Here is a 20,369-nt window from a genome sequence, read left to right as displayed (position 1 = left end):
GAGGTGATTTAATTGACTTTTAAAGAGTTAGTTAACAAAGTTAGAAATCTTGTTTTAGAAGCAAAGAAAGTAACTATCGAAGATATAGAGAATAATTTTATAAGTGATAATGTAGAATATGCTTTAAAAGAATTAGCTGACAAACAAAATAATCTTAATGCAGAAATAAATGGTCAAAAAGTAAGAGGAATATCAATAGCGAATACATTAACAGATATGTTTTTGTGAAGGAGAGTGAATGATGGCAAAATTAAATGAAAATAGCAGTTTGAAGGAAATAATGGATAGTCTAGAAAATACTGCAAAGGAAATTGAAGAAAATAAGGTAATATATGATAATGCAATTACAGTAGTTGATAAAAAAACGAATTTCAATGACTCAAGCAGTATTATAAATATTCTTTATGATGATAGTTATATCTATGTATTAAAAGCATCGAAATTAGTAAAAACAGATTTAAATTTTAATGTTATTTTCTCAATAAGTTATCCTATTTTTAAATGTTTCTGTATTAGTGAAGATTATATTTATGCTTCTACAACAGAAAACATATATCAAATTAATAAAAAAACTGGAGCTGTAAATAGAACTATAACTAATAATTTTGTTGACAATATGTATTTTTATAATAATATTTTATATTGCTATAAAAATAGTACAGCTACTATGATACTAATCAATGCTTCTTCAAATTTATTTAGTATAAACTTAACTAAAGATTGTATTCCTCTTTCTATAAAAAGTTTTTCAGCAGTTGGAAATATAAAAGTAAATAGTGCAGGTATATATGTATTAGTACAAGATAGTTCTGACATAGCATCTATATATTTATTAAATCATAATTTAACTCAGAAAATTGCATCAGCAATTTTACGTGATAGTAATGGAGCACGTAAAATTATGTTATTAAATAACGAAGTTTATGTTTCTTGTAATCGAGGTCTTACAGGTTACCTAGGCGAAGGCTATCTTAATAAATATACTTCAAATTTAAGTTTGCAAATAAAATTATCAGATGATAAATATAAATATTTGATAGGTCTAGATAATGATAGTAATTATATTTATGCAACAAAGAGTCGATATGAACTTGAACACTCAAAAATAGTAAAGTTTTCAAGTAATTTAAGCGAGCTAAACTCATATGAGTTTGAGGGGTATGGTTCTCCAAATATAATTTATAAAAATTATAATATTTATATTAATGGTAATATTGATAATGGCACTATAGCAAGGCTGGCATTAACAAAAAAATTCTATGTGAAAAGGGAGATGTTTTAATTGATTTTTTTAGGTAATTTAAGTAATACAAATTATATAGATGTAAAAAAAGTTGGATTGATAAACTATACACCTTCTGATTTGTCTAGTGAGGAATTAAAGCAAGGAATACTAGTAGATAATATTATGCAAGAAGAACTTAGAGAAGGGTATTACTCTACTTTATACGTAAATACATTAACAAAAGAAACGCACTACAAATATGAATTAATAGTAAAAAGTAAAGAAGAGCTTGAAAAAGAAAACTTAATTAATAAAGTAAATTCTACAGAACAAACAATAGCAGATTTAACATTTCAATTAATGTCAAATGGGGTGATATAATATGAATTGGTATAAGATAATAACAGATTTCTATAGCAATGGGAATTGGACTAAAGATCAAGTTAAAACAGCAGTTGCAAAGACTAAGATAACAGCAACAGAATATAAAGAAATTGTAGGAGAGGACTATATAGCATAGTCTTTTTTTATTTCTAAAAATATATAAATTAATTAACATTTTGCCTACACTTCATATACACTTTGCAGACATTTATAGTTTTAAAATTAGGTACAATGAAACTATAAATTAAGAAAGAGGTGGATTAAATGGCAACAGTTTATGAATTTAATTATACAGGAAGTGAACAAAGTGTTACATTGAAACCTGGTAAATATAGAATTCAGTGCTATGGGGCTAGTGGTGGCTATACATCAAGAGCGGACTTTACACCAACATATAAGCCAAAAGGTGGTTACTCTGTGGGGGAAATTACATTAAAAAAAGATACTTTATTATATGTTTATGTAGGCAGAAGTGGAGAATCCGTTAATAGTCAATCTCGTTTATTTAATGGTGGTGGTTCTGGAGGTTATTCTTGTGGTGGTGGTGCTACTGATATAAGGCTAGTTGGTGGTTCTTGGGATAATGAACAAGGACTATTTTCTCGTATTATTGTAGCAGGTGGTGCTGGCGCTAATGCTGCTTATAACAAAAGTGAGAAAGATAGTTCTGGTGGTGGTCTAAAAGGAGGTAATGGTGGTGGTTCTGGTGGTGAATATACGCCAGGAGCTACTCAATATGATGGTGGTAGGGGTTCTTCTTCTGAATATGATGGTTCATTTGGATTAGGCGGTGGCTCTAATTATTCAAACTGTTTTTTTGGAGGAGGAGGAGGATGGTATGGTGGTGCAGGTGGTCGTAGCTCTGCTTATATATCTGCTTCTGGTGGTAGCGGATATATCTTAACTAAAGACAGTTATAAACCAAAAGGGTATACACCAACATCTGAGTATTATTTTGAAAATACTACCATGAGTATTGGAGGTAATACATCTATGTCTAATGGCTATGCTAGAATAACATTAATCCAAGCATTACCATTTTTGAACATATCCTCATATAATTCCACTACAGTAATATTTAAAGCAAACCACACAGACCCTGCATTATTAACTAAAATTGAAGTATTTATTGATGATGTATTAAAAGAAACTATCACAACAGATTTAACAATAGAGAAAACAATTAACTATACATTGGAAGATAATGCGCTGCACACACTTAAAATAGTTGTTACAGATAGTACTAATGTTATAGCAGAAAAGGTATTAAGTATAAGTAAGTATATAATGCCTTTATGTGATGATGCAAGTTTACAAGACATAAAAACCAAAATTAAAGAAATGAAACATGGTTTAATAAATGGAAAAACTTCTATAATAAATGTATTATCACTAAAGAATATTGAATCAAGTTTAAATAATTCTTTAGTGGAGTTGTCAGAAAAGATAAAGGGGTCATTTGATAGTTCAGATGCAAGTGTACAGGATTTACAAAATCAATTAATAGAAAAGAACAATACTATAAGTAATTTACAGGATTCTTTAAGAGGAAGCATGAAACTTTATTCAGGAACTGCAAATCTTATAAGCCCTTCTTCATATAAGAAATTTGATACTTATGAGAATGCCACAGTTGTTCAGTGTAGTTACATTTCAATTAGTAACATTACTTATAACCCTGTGATATTTATTGCATATAGTAGTATTGAAAGTGGAACTAATGACACACGCTCAACTAATGCTACAGCTATTTACTATAGTGGCCATTTTTTCTGTTCTTCCAAAAATACTGCACTTGGAAGACAAGTCTCCTCTTATCTTTGGAGTCTTAGCGAATTTAAAAATGGTAATACTATAACGTGTCCTATCATTGGAAGTGGAAGTAGTAAAATTAATTGGATTGCTTTGGCTTATAATTAATTTTATATTTTAGTACAAATAAGGTGATTTTAATGAATAAAGAACTTTTAAAAAAATATGTAATGACGCGAAGTAACAATAAATAATCATAATAAAGAGATAGAAGAATTAAAGATAAAATAATTGTTTTCGAAAAGTTCTGCAGTTAATATACAATTTAACATAATGCTACAAAAAGAGAACATATATTATAATAAATGTTCTCTTTTATCCCTAAAAATATATAAGTTCACTCACATTTTTCCTAAACTCTGTCTACACTTTGTAGATTTTTATAGTTTTAAAATTATGTACAATAAAACTATAAATTAAGAAAGAGGTGATTAAATGTCATATCCAGGTTTAAGAGTTCCATCGCTTTTTTTAGTAGAAAAACCATCTACTAAGACTACTATAAATGCTTGGAATTATGTAAAAGACTACCAAAATGATTCATATGGCTCGTATCGTATAACCAGTTGCTCATTAAATGATGGAAAGTCAACTATTTATGGAGAAAGGGCAGTTTATGATTTATATCCAGGTAATAGTTATAAACTTACTTATGGTTATTTCTTTACTCCAAATGGAGAAATAAATGGAATTAGAGATTCTGATACTTTCTATATACAGTGTCAATATAAGTCAACAACTCCAAGCATAAGTGGTGTAGACAGTTCTTTAGGTTCTAAAAGTAAGGGGTTTGATATAAATTATACAATAACAAATGAAGATAGTTACACATATACAGTAAGAGCATATCTAAATGATACTTTATTTGATACAAAACAAGCTGTAAAGGATACACAGTACACTATAAATGTGCCAGATTCACTAGTTTTTGCATTGCAATTAAATTCTAATAATAAGTTAAAAATAGAAGTAACCGGAGGCTATGGTATAAGTGCAATATATAGAAATTATACATTCATAAAATCTAATAATCCTCCTACTATAAGTGGCATAAACGAAGATATAGGAAATAAAAGCAGAGGATTTTCTTTAAAATATATAGTTAATGATTTAGATTATCAGGATACTGTAAATGTTACTATTAAATTAAACTCTATAATTTTAGAAAATATTACAAATATAGAAAAAAATAGAGAAAAAGAACTTATACTAACTGATGATTATATACTAGCACTTCCAATTGATTCTACTAATAATATAAGTATCATTGCTACTGACAATAATGGCATAAGTATAACAAGAACATACACATTTACTAGAACAAATAATCTGCCTACTATAAAATTAAATGAAATTAGCACTAATAAAGTTAAATACATTGTATCTGATTTAGATAGCAACTTAAATAAAATAGAAGTGTTTTTAGATAATGTATTAAAAGAAACTATAACCACAGATTTGTATTTAGAAAAAACATATAATTATACATTAAATGATAGTGCAATACACACAGTTAAAATTAAAGCTACAGATATGCATGGATTAAGCGAAAAGTTAATAAGTGTATCAAAAGAGATACAACCACCACAGGATGATTCTTCCTTACAAGAAATTGAAAGTACAGTATCTACAATGAAAAATACCTTTATAAATAGTAAAACACATATCATTAATAAACTAGTGTTAAAAAATATAAATGCTACATTAAATAATACGTTGATAGAAATGGGAGAGATGATAGGCACAGCATTCAGTTCAGCAGATGCTAGTGTGCAAGATTTGCAAAGTCAACTTACAGAGAAAAATAATACTATCACCCAGTTAAATGGTACTATAAGTAATTTGCAAGAAGAGGTAAATAGTCGATTAAAAATTTACACATTTTCAGGATATATTGAAACTGGTGATTCTAATAATTTTGGCGGATATGGTAATAGCAGAGGACATTGGTATTTTCCTTTACCTTTTAAACCTAAATTTTTTCTTGTTACTGGTGTTCCTGGTACTTTGCCAGGTAACAGTTATAAACCTGCTAAAGTTGAAGGTGCATATAATTCTTTAACAGAAATGAGATATGCATATATAAACAATTCAGACTCTAGTGTTTATTTTAGTTCTTTGGTTAGCGACCAAGCTATTAGCCTTGGTCAAAATATTTTCCATGCTTATATTTCTACTAAGACTATATATACTTATTATACTACTATTACTGTTTATGCTATTGGATAATATAAATATATAATTAATTATTCATTACATTTAAAAATATAAAGAATCTTTTACAATTAAACATTAAATAAAAGAGACTTAGTTTGAATCTAAGTCTTTTTTAATATAAAAGGAGGTTATTATGGAAGAGCTAGTAACACAATTAAGTAGCCTAGGAGCAATAGGCATATTATGTGCTCTACTATTTAAAAATACAATGCAAGAGAAAAAAGAGGATAGAGACATGTATAAAAAAACTGTAGAAAACTTTATTGAATTATCCACTCAACAACAGGAAATAAATAAAAATTTACTTATGGAAATGGGTGTAATGAAAACAGATGTAGAAGAAATAAAAGAAGATGTAACAGATATAAAGGTTATGCTACAAAAAGAAGGTGATAAATAATGAAAATAGCAATAGTACCAGGGCATACCCTAACAGGAAAAGGAACAGGAGCAGTTGGATATATAGATGAAGGAAAAGAAAATAGAATCCTAACTGATTTAATTGTTAAATGGTTAAAACGAGGAGGAGTAGCTGTATATACTGACAAAGTAGACAGTTCTAATGACTACTTGTCAGAACAATGCCAAATAGCCAACAAGCAAGATGTAGATTTAGCAGTGCAAGTTCATTTCAATGCAAATAGTACAACCCTAAACCCAATGGGTACAGAAACAATATATAAAACTAGTAATGGCAAAATGTATGCAGATAGAGTAAATGATAAATTAGCAACTGTATTTAAAAATAGAGGTGCAAAATCAGATGTAATAGGCCTCTATTGGCTTAGCCATACAAAAGCACCAGCAATATTAATAGAAGTATGCTTTGTAGACAGTAAAGCAGATACAGATTATTATATTAGGCATAAAGATATAGTTGCAAAATTAATAGCAGAGGGTATTCTAAATAAGAAAATAGATAGCGAAGAGGTAAATAAAATGTATAAACATACAATAGTTTATGATGGAGAAATTGATAAAATACCTGCAACTGTGGTTGGTTGGGGATATAATAATGGAAAAATATTAATATGTGATATAAAAGATTATATTCCAGGAAGAACAGAAAATTTATATGTTATAGGAGGAAAAGCATGTAATAAAATAATGAATATAACTAAAGAAAAATATACTATGATAGAGGGAAGCGATAGATTTGATACCCTTTATAAAGCACTGGAATTTATAAAGAAATTATAATGTCAAATTAATATAAAATGTATTCTATTAGCTATATTATACATTTTATATTAATGTAAATAATAACTTATTTTTAAGTTATTATTTACATTAATATATATTTTATAAACCAACTTATTTTTTAGGTCCTTTATTCTTATTTCTTTTATCATACTCTTTTGCTATCTTATCTATGTTTAATTCTTCTGGTAAGTGCTCTTTAGTTGCCCTTACATTAGCCCTAATAAACTCATTTATTACTTTATTTAATGTAGTCTTTTTAAGGTGTGCTATAGTCTTTAATACTTTCAAATCCTCATCATCGATATATAATGTAACTTGTCCCTTTTTAGTCTTTTTATTTTCTTTTAAATCTAATAAGTTTATCCCTGGAAGTTCTGTATGTTCATTAAATTTATTTTTAATTTCTTTATTGATTTCATTTTTATAGTCTTTTCTAGGTATAGATATTTCTTCCTCTTCTAATTCAAATTTACTCATTATAATACCCCCTTATTAGTAAGTTCTTCTATTAAATCATTTAATTCTTCTCTAACTTTATGAGCCTTTTTTATCTTTCTACAATAGTCATCTATACTTAACTTATTTAGCACGCAATTTTTTACTATAGTGCTTTCACTTATTTTTACATCTGATAAATCTTTTTTTATACTATCAAACCTATCTAAATAATCCATAAATATATCTCCAGAAGTTAACTTTCTTGAAGTAAAAGAATTTATTACAACTGCTCTTTTTGCCTCATTAGTTTCTCCCATATCTTCTAGATCTTCATTGTATTTTTGATAAAATAGTTCACAACCTCTTATACTTGCTATATCTTGAAATTCAAGAGGAGTAATAATACTATCTGAAATGAATAAGAAATTTCTAGCAATCAAATCATATGAAGGAGATAAATCTATTAATATATAATCATAATTTTTAAGAGTAGAAATATTTTTCTTAAACCACTTAAAAGCAACTTTCTCTCTACTAGTTTTTATAGTTAAATACTCTGATAAAACAGATAAAGATAAATCACTTGGTATTAAGTTTACATTTGGATAATCTTTTAATGGAGATTTTATTATTAATTCTTCTGCACTTATATCATCCTTAAATGCATCTAGAATTGTTTTTTTATTATGTACTATTTTATATATGAATTGTGTAAAGTTTGCTTGGGTATCTCCATCAAGTATAAGTATTTTTTTGTCTTTTTTTGATAAATTAAGAGCCATTAGATATGCTAATGTCGTTTTCCCAACCCCACCTTTTACATTAAATAAACTTACTATTTTCATTTTAATCCTCCTGTGAGTTCTATTGATATATGATATTATATCACACTTCCGCCTACATTCGGGTTTTTTGTAAAAAAATTATATAAAACTTATAAATAATTTATCATATAATTTATAAAACAATTTATTTATAAGTTTTACTCAATTACTCAAAGATAACACAAATATAAAAGGAATAGATATTATCTATTCCTTTTATATTTGTGTTATATGTAAAATTACCTGAAGTTTATTACTTTTTAAAAATATCAATTACAAGTATAAGTATTATTATTAATAATAGAAAATTAGCAGACTGAATTAATATAATTGGCCATTCAAGATATATTATTTATAGTCACCTCATCTTATGTATGCAATATTTTTTTAATATCTTTTTTCACTACTTACTATATTTTTGCTTTCAGAATTTGCTTTTATTGTAGAATGAACTCTGTAGTATCCTCTTCCTATAGTTTTTGATTTAGAAAGAGTACATGAACTATTTCCTGAAGCATTCCAAGTTTGAATTGTTGACCATGTTTTTCCATTGTCATTACTTTTCTGTAACCTAGCAATAATTGATGTACTTTTCACATTTGATGAACCTCTAATGGAACAGATTACTCTCGCTGTATTTCCTGAAATATTTAAAGTACAAGTACCAGACTTAATATAAGACATTTTTACCATAGTATCATCTATATAGTCTACAGCTGAATATTGCTCAATATTCTTGTCTTTATATTCATCGGCAAATATAGGCATTGCAATTGCTGATGAACATATTAAAGCGCACATACTACTTATAATCATTTTTTTCCAAACCATAAAATCACCCCTTCATTTGCTTTTTATTATTTTTTACTTAATATATAACGAATAAAGAAGTGATTTCTGGACACTTATATAAAATTTTTTATTAAATTTTTATCATAATTACAAAATAGATATTCATAGCTATAATAGTTATAAATACCTAGAATACTATATATTGTAACTATCCCCCAATAAACATATATAAACTTGTAATTATATTAATAAATCATAAATACCCAATTTAGATCAGGTTTTACTAATAAATAGGTTCTTTGAGTTTTAAATCATTTTTCTAATATAAAAGGCTTATTGCTTTGTCTTGTCTTAGTTATAATAGCTAAGATATATTTGTATTTGACTTACATTCCATTTTTTAAACTATAAAAACCACCTCTTTTTCTTATAAATTTTTATAACATCAAATATATAACGAATAAAGAGATGGTTTTTGGACACTTAAGAAATTATTTTATGCTTTTAGCCATTTTTAATAAAATATTTTTATATAATTCTAAATCCTTATTATTTTGATAATCTACATTTAACAGATATATAAAGTTGTTGTCATTCCAAAATACTTGTAAGAAAGTTTCTTTTTCTATATATTTTGCCTTATACCCATTTATAAATATATCTTTAACTTTTGCATTTTCTGTATCTAATATAATAGAATTCGTATCAATTTCAGTACTTGTATATTCTATTCTTATACCTTTTTCATTTTCATATGCAATCATAAAATTATCAACCCTATCTGCTTCTTTGAATCCTTCTGGGATGTATCCTGGTTCTTTAATCTTAAGGTTTTTGATTTCAATATTTTCCTTATTTGAAAATACAAAAGAAGTTAAATCTTCATATACTCTTATTACCAATTCATATAAACGTGTACGCAATGCCTCACTACTCATAGTAATAGTAAATAAACTAGCTAAAACTATTAAAAATACAATAGCTGTTCGTTTTGAATAAAAAATAATCTTATTTGTAAGACTACTTCTTTTTTGCTGCTTAATAAGTTTTTTCATCTTTCGTTCAAAACCTTTTGAAAAAACATGATTTAATTCATCATCTGAAGGAAGGCTGTCAAGAATAATTTTTGTCGCGATTGGGATACTTTCTTGAAGCATATCATCTGTAATATCAAAATCATCTTTTTTATTACTCAATATTTCCAACCTCCATTTCTTCTAATATTTCTTTTAATTTTTTCCTAGCACGTTGAATCCTCTTATATACATTCTCCTCCCCTAAATTTAATGCATTTGCTATTTCTTTATTTGAAAAACCATACTGGAACTTTAAAGAAAGTACTTGAAAGTAACTTTCATTAAGTTTTGCAAGTGCTATAGCTAAATTACTTTCACATACTTTATCTTCTATAGAAAAATTTATCGCCCTGTTTTTATACTCTTCTTCAATATCAGATACTTTTTCCCTTTTTCTTTTTCTGTAAAAGTCTATAGCAATCCTTTCTACTATTATAACGATAAAAGCCTTCGTTCTTGGACTATCTACTTCATCAATTTTATCTATATTTTTAATTATTCTTAGAAAAGCATTATGTACAGCATCTTCTGCTAAATGATCATCCTTTAATATTTTATTGGCCACATAAAACATTATCTGTCTATATTTTTCATATATCTTTTCAAACTTGATTTTATCTTCTTCAAACTCAAGCATTGATAAATAAATTAACATTTATAATTCCTCCAAAGTAAATATCTCGAATCAATATTTTAGAGTCTAATTATAACATATATGCATATATAATTCTATTTAAATAGAGTATTATTATACCTGTATTTAGAACTAATATTACATGTTTTAAATTATATATTAACTTATAAAATAATTTATTTTTTATATTACTTTATAAATTCTATTATTCTATAAAAAAATAGGTGTTTATTTTTTTATAGAATCTATAGATTGAATTTAAAGTAATGATATTATATAAATATAAATAATTTTATTTAAAGGAGAATCTATATGTTGGAAGTTATAAAAAATAGACGTTCAATAAGAACCTATATAGGTAAAAAAGTAGAAGAAAGCAAAGTAACTGAAATACTAAAATCAGCTATGCAAGCACCATCATCAAAAAACGCTCAACCATGGGAATTTATTGTAGTAGATGATAAATACCTCTTAAAAGAACTATCAGAGTCACAGCATAGAGCAAAGCATATAGAATTCGCACCACTATGTATAGTAGTACTTGGAAATAGAGATAGATTCTTGAAGCCTGGTAAATGGATGCAAGATTTAGGTGCTTGTACACAGAATTTATTGTTAGAAGCTACAAATCAAGGATTAGCTGCTTGTTGGATAGGTGTTTTTCCTAAAAATAAAGTAGTAAATAAGGTTAGACAAACTCTAGATTTACCAGCAAAATTAGTACCTTATGCCATAGTATCTATAGGATATAGCGAAGAAAAAAATGAATTTATAGATAGATTTGATAAAGATAAAATACATATAAATATATATAAAGATAGATAATATTTAGTAATATAAATGAAAATACATAGTAAAAAGGGGGCTTTTATGAAGAAAATACTTTCTATGATATTACCAAGCATGATAATACTTGCAATAACTCTATGGGGTCGGGCTGAAAAAAATATATTACTTGGATTATTTTTACTGTTTCCAATCATCTTTGTTATACAAGGGATAATGTATTCAGATTTCAAAAAGGAATTGCTTCTAGGATTCATTTTATCATCTATAGCATTTATAGTACCTGTAAATTTAATGTATAACATGGGAAATTGTATAGATTTATTAATAGTTTATAATATGTTGGGTATTGGAAGTTTCTTAGTTAAAAAGAAAATATCTTCTAGGCATAATTAATCCTTTTCAAATTGATTTTTGCTAATTTTAACAATAATCTTTCATGCATGAATTTCACTTTTATAGATTGTATTTTTTATCTTATCTATAAAATTAATTCTAATATAGTTCAGTTTTTAGTTGACTTCATACAAAAATAGAATATAACTTATATAATAAGTTATATTCTATTTTTATACTAATTTAAAAATAATTTTAATTATAAATCATTTTCAAATTTATAATATCTTTTTTCATCGCATCCAATTACTATTTTTTCTTTAAATTTATAGTTTCTTCATTTCCATTCCAAGATATAATTACTTTATAACTAGATTCTCTATTTGAATAAAGACCTGATCTTTGTATTTTTATTGTCTTTTCTCGGCCTGCTTCTAAAACTTCTCCATTTACAATTACAACTGCATCTTTACCATCTATAAACTCATATGAACAATCGAATTTTTGGTCAAATACTTTTTTACTATCTTTATATTTTATTTCTAATTCTGATCGTTCTTCAGTAGTCACAAACTTAGCTGTCCAATGTTCAGACTCTCCAATAAAAATATTTTCATCATCTGTTTTACTAAATATAAAAAATATAGAGATTGCAAAAACTATAAAAATACCTAAAAAAAGTTTTTTTACCATATCAATCCCTCCTTTAAATAATTACTTGTATTATATCATTAAAATGACTTATTTCTAATATTTTTCTTAATATTCTAAATATTTTCACTTTTTTATTTTATTACAATGAAGTCTATGATATAATTTAAAAAAGGGGTATTTTCCAATAAAAAAGTTATTTTAAACATATTATTAAAATTTTGAAGGTTGTTGATGATTATGAATAAAAAAAATATATTCAATGATATGTTTCTTATTATTTATCCAATTATAATATTAATATCTATGTTTTTTAACTCATTATTACATGAGCAGATAATAAGATTTAATATTAATAAACTTCAAGTTATGGTTTTTATATTAGTTTATTTTTTAATATTTGCATTATTTATATATAAGTTTTTTATAAAAAAAGAGAGTTTTCATATAATATCTTTGATTATAGGCATGTTTTTGATAATAATCATACAAATCCCACAAGTTTTATTAATGATTTCACATAATTTATTCAGTATTGTTTATGGTCAACTTCAATTAGAGATATTTATGTTTGGAACACTTTTAACTTTATATATAGTGATGATTATAATGTATTATAAAAAAAATCATAAAAAAATAAGAGGTTAATACCTCTTGTTTTTTGTTAGATACAAAAACGAACTCTATTACAATTTATATTATATTAAAGTTACAATTATTATAAGTAATCTTGATTTTTTTATGTGAATTTTAAAATTATGTAAAATTGTATCTTCTTATTAATTTTGTGATATAATAAAAGCAAGAAGAACTACAATCTATTTAGCAGTAAAGTGGAGTTCATAATTTTAAAATTAAAACTATTTTTTGCGGAATTTGATTTTTAAATCAAATTCCCAGCCACTCTTTCGCACAGAGTGGCTTTTTACTTTCGCAAATATTTTACTAATTAAGTAAAATATCCAACTAGCAATAATGCCAGCAATTACATTAAGTAAAAATTCATTCATACCAACACCTCCTTTCTTCTGGAGGCTATATCTTTCGTTCGTATGAACTCCACTCTATAGATTATATATTTTATTCTGCTAAAATTTATTATACCATAATTTGGTACCTAACTAACTTCATTTTAATAATGATTAATAAGTTATATATCAATTTTATTTTAATTTATTATATAATTTAATTAATAAATTAAAATATAACTTGTTTAAAAAGTTATTCTATCTTTTTCTTTTTCACATTTATCATAGACTACTTTGAATGCCTTGTATTTTTTCTCATCAGGTTTAATTATTCTTTCAAGAAAAGTAACAGGATTCATATCAAGTATTTGCATTTCTTCTAACTGTTCCTCGGTTAAACTCATTTCTATAAGTTCTACTTCAATTGCATTTTCTTTTGCTTTTAAGTAAGATATTTTATTTCTTAAAATCGAAGAAAATAATTCATAATTTGTTGCAACTATTTTAGAAGAGTTGTCCTTTTTTAAAGCAATTTCTTCTGCTTCTAATAATAGTTTATAATATTTTGGTTCACTAAAATTGTATTCTCCAAATTCTATCTTAAATAGATTTTTCAGTTTATCACTCAGAGAGATTTCTTCTGGTATAAAAAACTCTTTTTTATTTAAGTTTATATTTTTATTTTCAAGCCTTTTTTCAATAACATCTTCTTTATTTTCATATGATGTTTCTATATTTTCCTTTTTCTCTCTTATGGAAAATTCTATTGATTCAACACTTCTACCTTTTCTTATTGGTTTATATTCAACAAATATATCTGACTTCTCATTAATCTGTTCTGTACTCTTTTTTAATACATATTTATCAAGATCATAATATCTTTTGTATTTATCTTGTATTTCTAGAAGTTCTTTAAAGTAATCTAATTTAAAAACTATTCCTTGCCTTGTCCCACTCCATTGTTTTAATAACTCATAAATTCGCATAGCAAAAAAAGTTGTAAAAGAATAAATACTTGCAAAATCTAATTTAGTAAAATTTTCCTCTATTGCTTGTATGTATTTAAATATATGCTCGTCTATTATTAGAGTTATTTCGTTATAATCCAAATCCCCTTTTATAGCGTACCATTGAGTTCTTATAAACTGATCTCCTATAATTACACGAGGTTGATTGTTTTGGATTCCTTCAATTAGATTTTTAAACTCCTGTTTAGTTATATTCTTATCTACTATTCCACTATAGTCTTTGTATATAGTATCGAATTTGAAAGAGATCTCTCTTGAAGAATAATTCCTCTTTTGAATTATTTCAAAAAGCTTATAAACAAATTTCTGTTCAGAAGCAGAAAGAGTATATTTTCCTTGTATAAGATTATTGTGTTTTACAAGACTATTGTAGTCTTTAAATATTTCTTTTTTATCATATTTATTATAAATAACTCTTTTTACATTACCCATATATCTTAATACATGCCTCCTTCTTTAGTTTCTAATAAAACAATAATACATTTTTAGTTACAGCTATATATTAACCTATTTTTCACGAAAAATATATTATTTTTCGTTTTTATTTTCCCAAATGCTCGTTTCTTCATTTTTTGAAATAATTTATTTGAAATTAATTATTAAAAGTTTATCTTAAAATATACCAAAATATTGAAATTTAAAGGTTTTATAAGACTTTTTATTTTTTATATCTACAAAGATTTTATTTTTTATGCTTTTATCTCAAATTAATAAATTCCCAAACACTCGTCATTAAAAACTCCCAAATGCTCGTTGTTAAATTCCCAAACACTCGTCGTTAAATTCCCAAACACTCGTCGTTAAATTCCCAAATACTCGTCGTAAATTCCCAAACACTCGTCGTTAAACTCCCAAATACTCGTCGTAAATTCCCAAATACTCGTCGTTCGACCTCTGTACATAAGTAATTTCAATGCGTCCAAATCGCCTAAAATAATAAAATATAAAATAAATAAAATGTTTTTAAAATAGAATAGAATAGTAAAAGGGAAAACGTGAATACTTTTCTATTCTGTGCTGCTTATAAAAAATATAAATACCTTTCTTTTATAAATTATCAAGTTATATAAATAATATCTAAATTCTTATTACTTATAGAAACATTTTAGATAAAAGATGCATCTCTCGAATAAATTTAAAAGGGCTTTTTAAAGAGTTTAAAAACGTCTGTAACGTTTTTAAATAATAAATACAATAATTTACTTTATGATAAGGACAAACTACCTTAAAATGGCAATAAAATGCAATACATTATATATTGGATAATAATAGAGTTATATCTAATTAGACAACTCAATCTTGTTAATGAAAGGTTAATAATTTAAAAAAAGATGTGTTATTGAAAAATCATAAAATATATAACAATATCTTATCTAAGAGGAACTTAAAAAGGGAGGAAAAGTAATGGATGGTTTTTTTTGGGCATTAATTAAAACATATATAATTCAGATTATCTTGGTTATTTTAGTTTTTTTTATGGCTTTTATACAAAGTAAATTCAAGTTTAAAAATAAGTCTTTAAATTTTATAAAATAACTTATATATAAATTTATTTATAAAATTTAAAGATAATTTATTAATGTTAATAAGTTATTTTAATCTCTAATAAATTAAATATATAAAATAAATGCCCTTAAAATCTATTTATTCAGATTATAGGGCATTTATTTTATATAAAAAATGACTAAATTTAAAAACTAGTATACATAAATTTAGTTATTTTTTCTGAAAGTATTTTAGTAAGTTAATAGCTATAATTACAAATGCAAAACAAATATATACTTTAACTAAAGTTGTTAAAATCGGTTGTATGGAAATATTTTTTATTCCTACAAGCCAGATTAAAAGCAAAAGAATAATTGCCACTATATACATACATCCATTTACAATTTTTAATGTATTCTTTTTCATAAATATCATCTCCTATACCCTAATCTTATATATTTGATTTTAACTAAAATTTTACTATCTCAGACACAAAATTTATTTGATAAAAAAAGTTTAGGGCTATGTTCTATAATTTTTTTAGGACACTTAAAAGAGGGGTTTAAAAAGGCTGATTCCCATACAATATTGAGAATCAGCTTTTAACTGTTTCTTAAGTAACATATTTTTACAACCTTAATAAAAGTGCCATTTTTTTCTTTAAATAATGCTTATTACACAGTATATTGGTAAGTGTATGTTCCAAATCTTTGATTAGTACTTGATACAAAAGACCAATTATATTTATAATTTTGTTTTGATCCTGTTGTTGCACGATAAAGTGTTCTATGCAATGTTCCTCCAATAGCATTACTTGCTAATACACTTAAAGCACCTGAACCCATAGCTGCTATGACACCAGCTGCACCTAGAGTAGCTAGATATACTGCTATTGCACCAGCTACAACAGCAACTGTTGTTCCTTTTGACCAAGAAATTTTATTATGATAAGTGCCTTGAAGTTTCCAATTAAGTTTTGATAAAATATTAGAATTATCAAGTTGAGGATCATTTTCAGAAACTGTTTTAACTTCACCTAATTTTTCATTATCTAAATAAAAAGTTGAATTTTTCTCATTGTATGTCAATATGTTTGACACAGAATTAGTTGTGTCTGTAATTAAAATACTTCTTTGACCCTTACTATCATAATAATATTTGTATGTATAATTTATACCTTCAATATTTATATTTTCTGTTGCGTTTTGTGAATACAGATTACTTTCATTTTCACCAGCAAAAACTTTACTAGGAATTACTGTAACTATCATAGCAAGACAAAGAGATGTTGCAATACACTGTTTTATTACTTTGTGTTTATTAGAGATTGTAGTAATTGTTGATTTAAACATTTCATTAATTAAATTTAATATTTTATTCATTTGTTTTCCCTCCTGTATTATGTTTACATTTTAAATATAATCATCAAATTTTTTATTATTATCTGATTATGTTTTTTCCATTGCATTTATTATTGATAAAAGATGACTATTTCTTTTATTCTTCATGTAAATCCTCCTAACTATAAAAAATTTAAGGTTTTAAAATTAACCTTTACATATATTACAACGTACATAAAATAGATTTCTGGACAGAAATTTTAAAAAATTTATATTTTTAAAACTAAATGTTAAAAATATAGTTTTATAGTACTTAAGTATGATGTAAGTGATGATGAATATACATGTCTAATGATTTTATATGTTTTTCATTAAAAATTATGTGAGCGCGAAAGATGTCTAAATAAGTATTTATAAAATTTCCAATTTTATGCAAATAAGATATGATTTAAAAAGATAATTTAAATAAATGTTAATACAGACAATTAAAAAAAAATAATAAAGATTTTTAAATAATAAAGCTTAAAAAAGAATGGTATAAAAGCTAGGCAATTAAGGACAAGCATCTATTAAATATAACAAAATATATGGGACATACCTAATAAAATTTCTTTAATAGCATGATATTACAGTTTTAGACATTACATATATACTATAATATGATTGAGGTTATCATAAATTAATCAGAGGGGGATTCAAAATGTCAAAAATGATTCAATGTAAATCATGTTCAAAGGAAATAGCATCTAATGCTAAATCATGTCCTAACTGTGGGGCTAAAAACAAAAAACCATTCTACAAAAGAGGTTGGTTTATAGTTATAGTAGTATTTGTTTTATTATATGCTATTGGAACTAGCGGAAGTGGTGGAAATGATGATACTGCTAAAGGTAATGATGATGGAACAAATCAAACAGCTAGTGTAGATAAACCGGCTGAACCTAAAAAAGAAAAATATGAAATAGTTGGTGATATAACATCAGAAACTGATAGTATGGCAACATATATAAAAGGTGTTATCAAAAACAATAGCGGAGAAGATGTTTCGTATGCACAAGTAACATTTACTTTATTTGATAAAGATGGAAATCAATTAGGAACTGCAATGGATAATATAAGTGACCTTAAAAAAGATGGTACTTGGAAATTTAAAGCTATGGGAATGAATACAGATGGAGAAATTGCCTCTTATGAATTATCAGAGATAACTGGTTTCTAGAGGAATGAAAATATAATTAGAGTAAAAATGTTTTACATTTCTCTACTTAAGTAGAAATAATTAAAAGCTATGAACTATAGAAATCAAGATCTATTCTTCATAGCTTTTTATATAATAGAGGTATGAAGGCTTAATGTATAGTATTTTAAATCATATTATAATATTTTTATATTAGCTAAGTGTAAAACGAAGGAGTTTCAAACTACTCTAGTTTTTACCTGAAATATAAATTAAATAAAAAGGATATATAAAATTTATAAAATAACTTATATAATAAGTTTAATGAAAATGTAGACACAAGTTTAAAACTTTATGGCTTAAAACAGAGCAACATAAAACTCCTATATAATTTAGAAGATTATATAGGAGTTTTATATTCATTAAAAATAGAATAAATCTTCAAACTTTTTATCTAGAGCAATACACAAAATAAGTGCTAATTTTGCAGTCGGATTAAACTGACCTGTCTCTATTGAACTTATGGTATTTCTTGATACCCCAACTATTTCAGCTAATTGAGTTTGTGATAACTTTTTCTCTGCTCTTGCTGCTTTTAAGTGATTTTTTAAGATTAGTTCATCATTCATATATTTACCTCAATGATGCTGAAACAAAATTAATTAATGAAAGAATTGTTAAAATCGAAGAAGCAACAGCCAAAATTAAGTTCCCTTTATCACGTGTAAATTGGTATTTTACAGTATTTTCAGCAGCCCCAAATGTCCAAACTAAAGCAAATACTGCATCATTTTCTTGGCCAGTGAAAAAGCCAAATATTAAGATGAAAAAAGATACACCAGCGAAAATTGAATAACCTATTTTTCGCCATTTATTTTCAATATATTCGAGCCATTCATCATTATTTGATTGACGGCTTTTTTTTAGAATTTCATCTTTATCCATATAAAGCACCTCCGTTTTGAATGCAAAGTTTACTTGGTATCTTTATTATATCATGCCAAGTTTTGTTGTCAATAATTTTGAAAAGAAAACTTGGCAAAAATATGCTATAATGAATGTATAATATGTAATGTGCAACATTAAAAAATAGTTAAAATGGTTGAAAATACAGATTCTGATTTGGGATTTTATATTAACTAAGTGAAATGTAAATAAGATAATAATAGGAGTGATTTTCAATGCTGATAAATTATTACGATAGAGGTTATTTTAAACAAATATATATTACAAGTATTCTTGTAATAATATTTTCGATAATATGTGCATTCAAGGTAACTTTTTTATTCTTATTACTTGCAGGTTTTTATCTTGAACAAACATATAAATTTTTAATAAAGTATAAAAATAAACTTTATATTTCAATTACTGATGATGATATTTTAATTGATAACAGGTATATTTTCAGAGGTAAAAATACTAAAAATCATATCAACCTTAAAGATATAGTAAGTGTAAATAAACAAGATAATATTATCGAAATTTTTACTAACGAAAACTCTTATTGTATATATCTAAAAGCTTTAAGCATTGAAAGTGAAGAATATCTAATAAGTAGACTAAAATCATTTTTTTGATTGTATATATTTTATAAGTAGAAAACAGAGTAGTTAAAACTACTCTGTTTTTGCAATTAAAATTTAAAAATGCATTATAGCTAAAGTGTATATATACGTTATAAAATAACTTATAAATAAAATTATTGATAATGTTTTAAAAAGTTGTTTTCTATATCTAATTTAATTATCAAACTGAGATTCTTATTAGATAAATTATGTTATAATAAATGTATAAATATGCAGTGTTCGATATTTTGAAAATAAAAACTGTAATGCTTGTAAACACTGCGTTACAAGGTGTTTTTGGAAAATATCAAAAAGCACTACTTGTGGCTCACTGCAAATTTATATATTTTCTATATCTTAAAGTATTGAAAATGCTCAATTTATTTTGGCCTTTTATATTAACTAAGTGGTATGTAAAGTTTGTACCT

24 protein-coding genes are annotated in these 20,369 nt (G+C 25.3%); 12 read left to right on the top strand and 12 right to left on the bottom strand.

The features are described 5' to 3' along the window. Positions 1 to 12: 12 nt before the first annotated feature. From KGF36_RS17555 to KGF36_RS17520, 8 genes are all read left to right on the top strand, one after another. Positions 13 to 228, top strand: a complete 216-nt coding sequence (locus KGF36_RS17555) for a hypothetical protein (protein WP_227829922.1) — start codon at positions 13 to 15, stop codon at positions 226 to 228. Between the two features lie 13 nt (positions 229 to 241). Continuing rightward, positions 242 to 1,282, top strand: coding sequence for a hypothetical protein (locus KGF36_RS17550; protein ID WP_227829921.1), 1,041 nt, complete (start codon positions 242 to 244; stop codon positions 1,280 to 1,282). Beyond that, entirely contained in the window at positions 1,283 to 1,606 is a 324-nt protein-coding gene (locus KGF36_RS17545) for a hypothetical protein (RefSeq protein ID WP_227829920.1), read from the top strand. A 1-nt stretch (position 1,607) separates the two neighbouring features. Beyond that, entirely contained in the window at positions 1,608 to 1,745 is a 138-nt protein-coding gene (locus KGF36_RS17540) for an XkdX family protein (RefSeq protein WP_227829919.1), read from the top strand. 128 nt (positions 1,746 to 1,873) lie between these two features. Further along, a complete protein-coding gene (locus KGF36_RS17535; RefSeq protein ID WP_227829918.1) occupies positions 1,874 to 3,529 on the top strand; it encodes a glycine rich domain-containing protein in 1,656 nt (551 codons plus the stop codon). A 327-nt stretch (positions 3,530 to 3,856) separates the two neighbouring features. Beyond that, positions 3,857 to 5,650 (top strand): hypothetical protein, encoded by a 1,794-nt coding sequence (locus KGF36_RS17530; RefSeq protein WP_227829917.1) that lies wholly within the window; start codon positions 3,857 to 3,859, stop codon positions 5,648 to 5,650. A gap of 121 nt (positions 5,651 to 5,771) precedes the next feature. After that, positions 5,772 to 6,038 carry a hypothetical protein gene (locus KGF36_RS17525; RefSeq protein WP_021382756.1) on the top strand — a complete coding sequence of 89 codons (267 nt, stop codon included), beginning with the start codon at positions 5,772 to 5,774 and terminating at the stop codon, positions 6,036 to 6,038. Next, complete coding sequence (locus tag KGF36_RS17520; RefSeq protein ID WP_227829916.1) at positions 6,038 to 6,838, top strand: N-acetylmuramoyl-L-alanine amidase; 801 nt, start codon at positions 6,038 to 6,040, stop codon at positions 6,836 to 6,838. The genes KGF36_RS17525 and KGF36_RS17520 overlap by 1 nt, the downstream gene beginning before the upstream one ends. Positions 6,839 to 6,952: 114 nt before the next feature. Here the strand turns inward: KGF36_RS17520 and KGF36_RS17515 are convergent, their stop codons facing one another. From KGF36_RS17515 to KGF36_RS17495, 5 genes are all read right to left on the bottom strand, one after another. Then, complete coding sequence (locus tag KGF36_RS17515) at positions 6,953 to 7,318, bottom strand: hypothetical protein (protein WP_227829915.1); 366 nt, start codon at positions 7,316 to 7,318, stop codon at positions 6,953 to 6,955. Further along, complete coding sequence (locus KGF36_RS17510) at positions 7,318 to 8,124, bottom strand: ParA family protein (RefSeq protein ID WP_227829914.1); 807 nt, start codon at positions 8,122 to 8,124, stop codon at positions 7,318 to 7,320. The genes KGF36_RS17515 and KGF36_RS17510 overlap by 1 nt, the downstream gene beginning before the upstream one ends. A 366-nt stretch (positions 8,125 to 8,490) precedes the next feature. Then, entirely contained in the window at positions 8,491 to 8,934 is a 444-nt protein-coding gene (locus KGF36_RS17505) for a hypothetical protein (RefSeq protein WP_227437160.1), read from the bottom strand. 452 nt (positions 8,935 to 9,386) lie between these two features. Next, on the bottom strand, positions 9,387 to 10,091 hold the full coding sequence (locus tag KGF36_RS17500) for a DUF4367 domain-containing protein (protein ID WP_227437162.1): 705 nt from the start codon (positions 10,089 to 10,091) through the stop codon (positions 9,387 to 9,389). After that, positions 10,084 to 10,626, bottom strand: coding sequence for an RNA polymerase sigma factor (locus tag KGF36_RS17495; protein ID WP_227437164.1), 543 nt, complete (start codon positions 10,624 to 10,626; stop codon positions 10,084 to 10,086). The genes KGF36_RS17500 and KGF36_RS17495 overlap by 8 nt, the downstream gene beginning before the upstream one ends. Before the next feature lie 291 nt (positions 10,627 to 10,917). Between KGF36_RS17495 and KGF36_RS17490 the strand changes: the two genes are divergently transcribed. Together KGF36_RS17490 and KGF36_RS17485 are read left to right on the top strand one after the other, a co-directional pair. Next, complete coding sequence (locus KGF36_RS17490) at positions 10,918 to 11,430, top strand: nitroreductase family protein (RefSeq protein WP_227829913.1); 513 nt, start codon at positions 10,918 to 10,920, stop codon at positions 11,428 to 11,430. A 45-nt stretch (positions 11,431 to 11,475) separates the two neighbouring features. Beyond that, entirely contained in the window at positions 11,476 to 11,787 is a 312-nt protein-coding gene (locus KGF36_RS17485; protein WP_227829912.1) for a hypothetical protein, read from the top strand. A gap of 249 nt (positions 11,788 to 12,036) precedes the next feature. On the opposite strand, the gene KGF36_RS17480 is transcribed toward KGF36_RS17485, so the two are convergent. The 5 genes from KGF36_RS17480 to KGF36_RS17460 form a co-directional block, all read right to left on the bottom strand. Then, positions 12,037 to 12,420 carry a hypothetical protein gene (locus KGF36_RS17480; protein ID WP_227829911.1) on the bottom strand — a complete coding sequence of 128 codons (384 nt, stop codon included), beginning with the start codon at positions 12,418 to 12,420 and terminating at the stop codon, positions 12,037 to 12,039. Between the two features lie 818 nt (positions 12,421 to 13,238). Further along, positions 13,239 to 13,388 (bottom strand): type I toxin-antitoxin system toxin, encoded by a 150-nt coding sequence (locus tag KGF36_RS17475; RefSeq protein ID WP_227829910.1) that lies wholly within the window; start codon positions 13,386 to 13,388, stop codon positions 13,239 to 13,241. A 203-nt stretch (positions 13,389 to 13,591) separates the two neighbouring features. Next, the gene (locus KGF36_RS17470; RefSeq protein ID WP_227437176.1) at positions 13,592 to 14,806 is read right to left on the bottom strand and encodes a replication initiation protein; all 1,215 of its coding nucleotides are present in this window, start codon (positions 14,804 to 14,806) and stop codon (positions 13,592 to 13,594) included. A gap of 1,284 nt (positions 14,807 to 16,090) precedes the next feature. After that, positions 16,091 to 16,285, bottom strand: coding sequence for a hypothetical protein (locus tag KGF36_RS17465; protein WP_227829909.1), 195 nt, complete (start codon positions 16,283 to 16,285; stop codon positions 16,091 to 16,093). 248 nt (positions 16,286 to 16,533) lie between these two features. Further along, complete coding sequence (locus KGF36_RS17460; RefSeq protein ID WP_227829908.1) at positions 16,534 to 17,241, bottom strand: hypothetical protein; 708 nt, start codon at positions 17,239 to 17,241, stop codon at positions 16,534 to 16,536. Positions 17,242 to 17,899: 658 nt separating this feature from the next. Between KGF36_RS17460 and KGF36_RS17455 the strand changes: the two genes are divergently transcribed. Beyond that, complete coding sequence (locus tag KGF36_RS17455; RefSeq protein WP_227829907.1) at positions 17,900 to 18,418, top strand: FxLYD domain-containing protein; 519 nt, start codon at positions 17,900 to 17,902, stop codon at positions 18,416 to 18,418. Positions 18,419 to 18,798: 380 nt separating this feature from the next. Here the strand turns inward: KGF36_RS17455 and KGF36_RS17450 are convergent, their stop codons facing one another. Then, on the bottom strand, positions 18,799 to 19,005 hold the full coding sequence (locus KGF36_RS17450) for a helix-turn-helix transcriptional regulator (protein ID WP_227829906.1): 207 nt from the start codon (positions 19,003 to 19,005) through the stop codon (positions 18,799 to 18,801). Positions 19,006 to 19,009: 4 nt separating this feature from the next. Further along, positions 19,010 to 19,321 carry a DUF6442 family protein gene (locus tag KGF36_RS17445; RefSeq protein ID WP_169470180.1) on the bottom strand — a complete coding sequence of 104 codons (312 nt, stop codon included), beginning with the start codon at positions 19,319 to 19,321 and terminating at the stop codon, positions 19,010 to 19,012. 236 nt (positions 19,322 to 19,557) lie between these two features. Here KGF36_RS17445 and KGF36_RS17440 point away from each other — a divergent pair, with 236 nt between their 5' ends. After that, the gene (locus KGF36_RS17440) at positions 19,558 to 19,953 is read left to right on the top strand and encodes a hypothetical protein (protein WP_227829905.1); all 396 of its coding nucleotides are present in this window, start codon (positions 19,558 to 19,560) and stop codon (positions 19,951 to 19,953) included. Positions 19,954 to 20,369: the final 416 nt, after the last annotated feature.

The sequence above is a fragment of the Clostridioides sp. ZZV14-6009 genome, assembly GCF_020658095.1.
Classification (GTDB): Bacteria; Bacillota; Clostridia; order Peptostreptococcales; family Peptostreptococcaceae; genus Clostridioides.
Note: the sequence above shows the minus strand (reverse complement) of the source record. Positions and strands in the feature narration are given on the sequence as shown.

Coding starts and splice junctions, on each gene's coding strand:
- KGF36_RS17550 (WP_227829921.1), top strand. CDS start 242: ATGGCAAAATTAAATGAAAATAGCAGTTTGAAGGAAATAATGGATAGT.
- KGF36_RS17540 (WP_227829919.1), top strand. CDS start 1,608: ATGAATTGGTATAAGATAATAACAGATTTCTATAGCAATGGGAATTGG.
- KGF36_RS17535 (WP_227829918.1), top strand. CDS start 1,874: ATGGCAACAGTTTATGAATTTAATTATACAGGAAGTGAACAAAGTGTT.
- KGF36_RS17530 (WP_227829917.1), top strand. CDS start 3,857: ATGTCATATCCAGGTTTAAGAGTTCCATCGCTTTTTTTAGTAGAAAAA.
- KGF36_RS17525 (WP_021382756.1), top strand. CDS start 5,772: ATGGAAGAGCTAGTAACACAATTAAGTAGCCTAGGAGCAATAGGCATA.
- KGF36_RS17520 (WP_227829916.1), top strand. CDS start 6,038: ATGAAAATAGCAATAGTACCAGGGCATACCCTAACAGGAAAAGGAACA.
- KGF36_RS17515 (WP_227829915.1), bottom strand. CDS start 7,318: ATGAGTAAATTTGAATTAGAAGAGGAAGAAATATCTATACCTAGAAAA.
- KGF36_RS17510 (WP_227829914.1), bottom strand. CDS start 8,124: ATGAAAATAGTAAGTTTATTTAATGTAAAAGGTGGGGTTGGGAAAACG.
- KGF36_RS17505 (WP_227437160.1), bottom strand. CDS start 8,934: ATGGTTTGGAAAAAAATGATTATAAGTAGTATGTGCGCTTTAATATGT.
- KGF36_RS17495 (WP_227437164.1), bottom strand. CDS start 10,626: ATGTTAATTTATTTATCAATGCTTGAGTTTGAAGAAGATAAAATCAAG.
- KGF36_RS17490 (WP_227829913.1), top strand. CDS start 10,918: ATGTTGGAAGTTATAAAAAATAGACGTTCAATAAGAACCTATATAGGT.
- KGF36_RS17485 (WP_227829912.1), top strand. CDS start 11,476: ATGAAGAAAATACTTTCTATGATATTACCAAGCATGATAATACTTGCA.
- KGF36_RS17480 (WP_227829911.1), bottom strand. CDS start 12,420: ATGGTAAAAAAACTTTTTTTAGGTATTTTTATAGTTTTTGCAATCTCT.
- KGF36_RS17475 (WP_227829910.1), bottom strand. CDS start 13,388: ATGAATGAATTTTTACTTAATGTAATTGCTGGCATTATTGCTAGTTGG.
- KGF36_RS17470 (WP_227437176.1), bottom strand. CDS start 14,806: ATGGGTAATGTAAAAAGAGTTATTTATAATAAATATGATAAAAAAGAA.
- KGF36_RS17465 (WP_227829909.1), bottom strand. CDS start 16,285: ATGAAAAAGAATACATTAAAAATTGTAAATGGATGTATGTATATAGTG.
- KGF36_RS17460 (WP_227829908.1), bottom strand. CDS start 17,241: ATGAATAAAATATTAAATTTAATTAATGAAATGTTTAAATCAACAATT.
- KGF36_RS17455 (WP_227829907.1), top strand. CDS start 17,900: ATGTCAAAAATGATTCAATGTAAATCATGTTCAAAGGAAATAGCATCT.
- KGF36_RS17450 (WP_227829906.1), bottom strand. CDS start 19,005: ATGAATGATGAACTAATCTTAAAAAATCACTTAAAAGCAGCAAGAGCA.
- KGF36_RS17445 (WP_169470180.1), bottom strand. CDS start 19,321: ATGGATAAAGATGAAATTCTAAAAAAAAGCCGTCAATCAAATAATGAT.
- KGF36_RS17440 (WP_227829905.1), top strand. CDS start 19,558: ATGCTGATAAATTATTACGATAGAGGTTATTTTAAACAAATATATATT.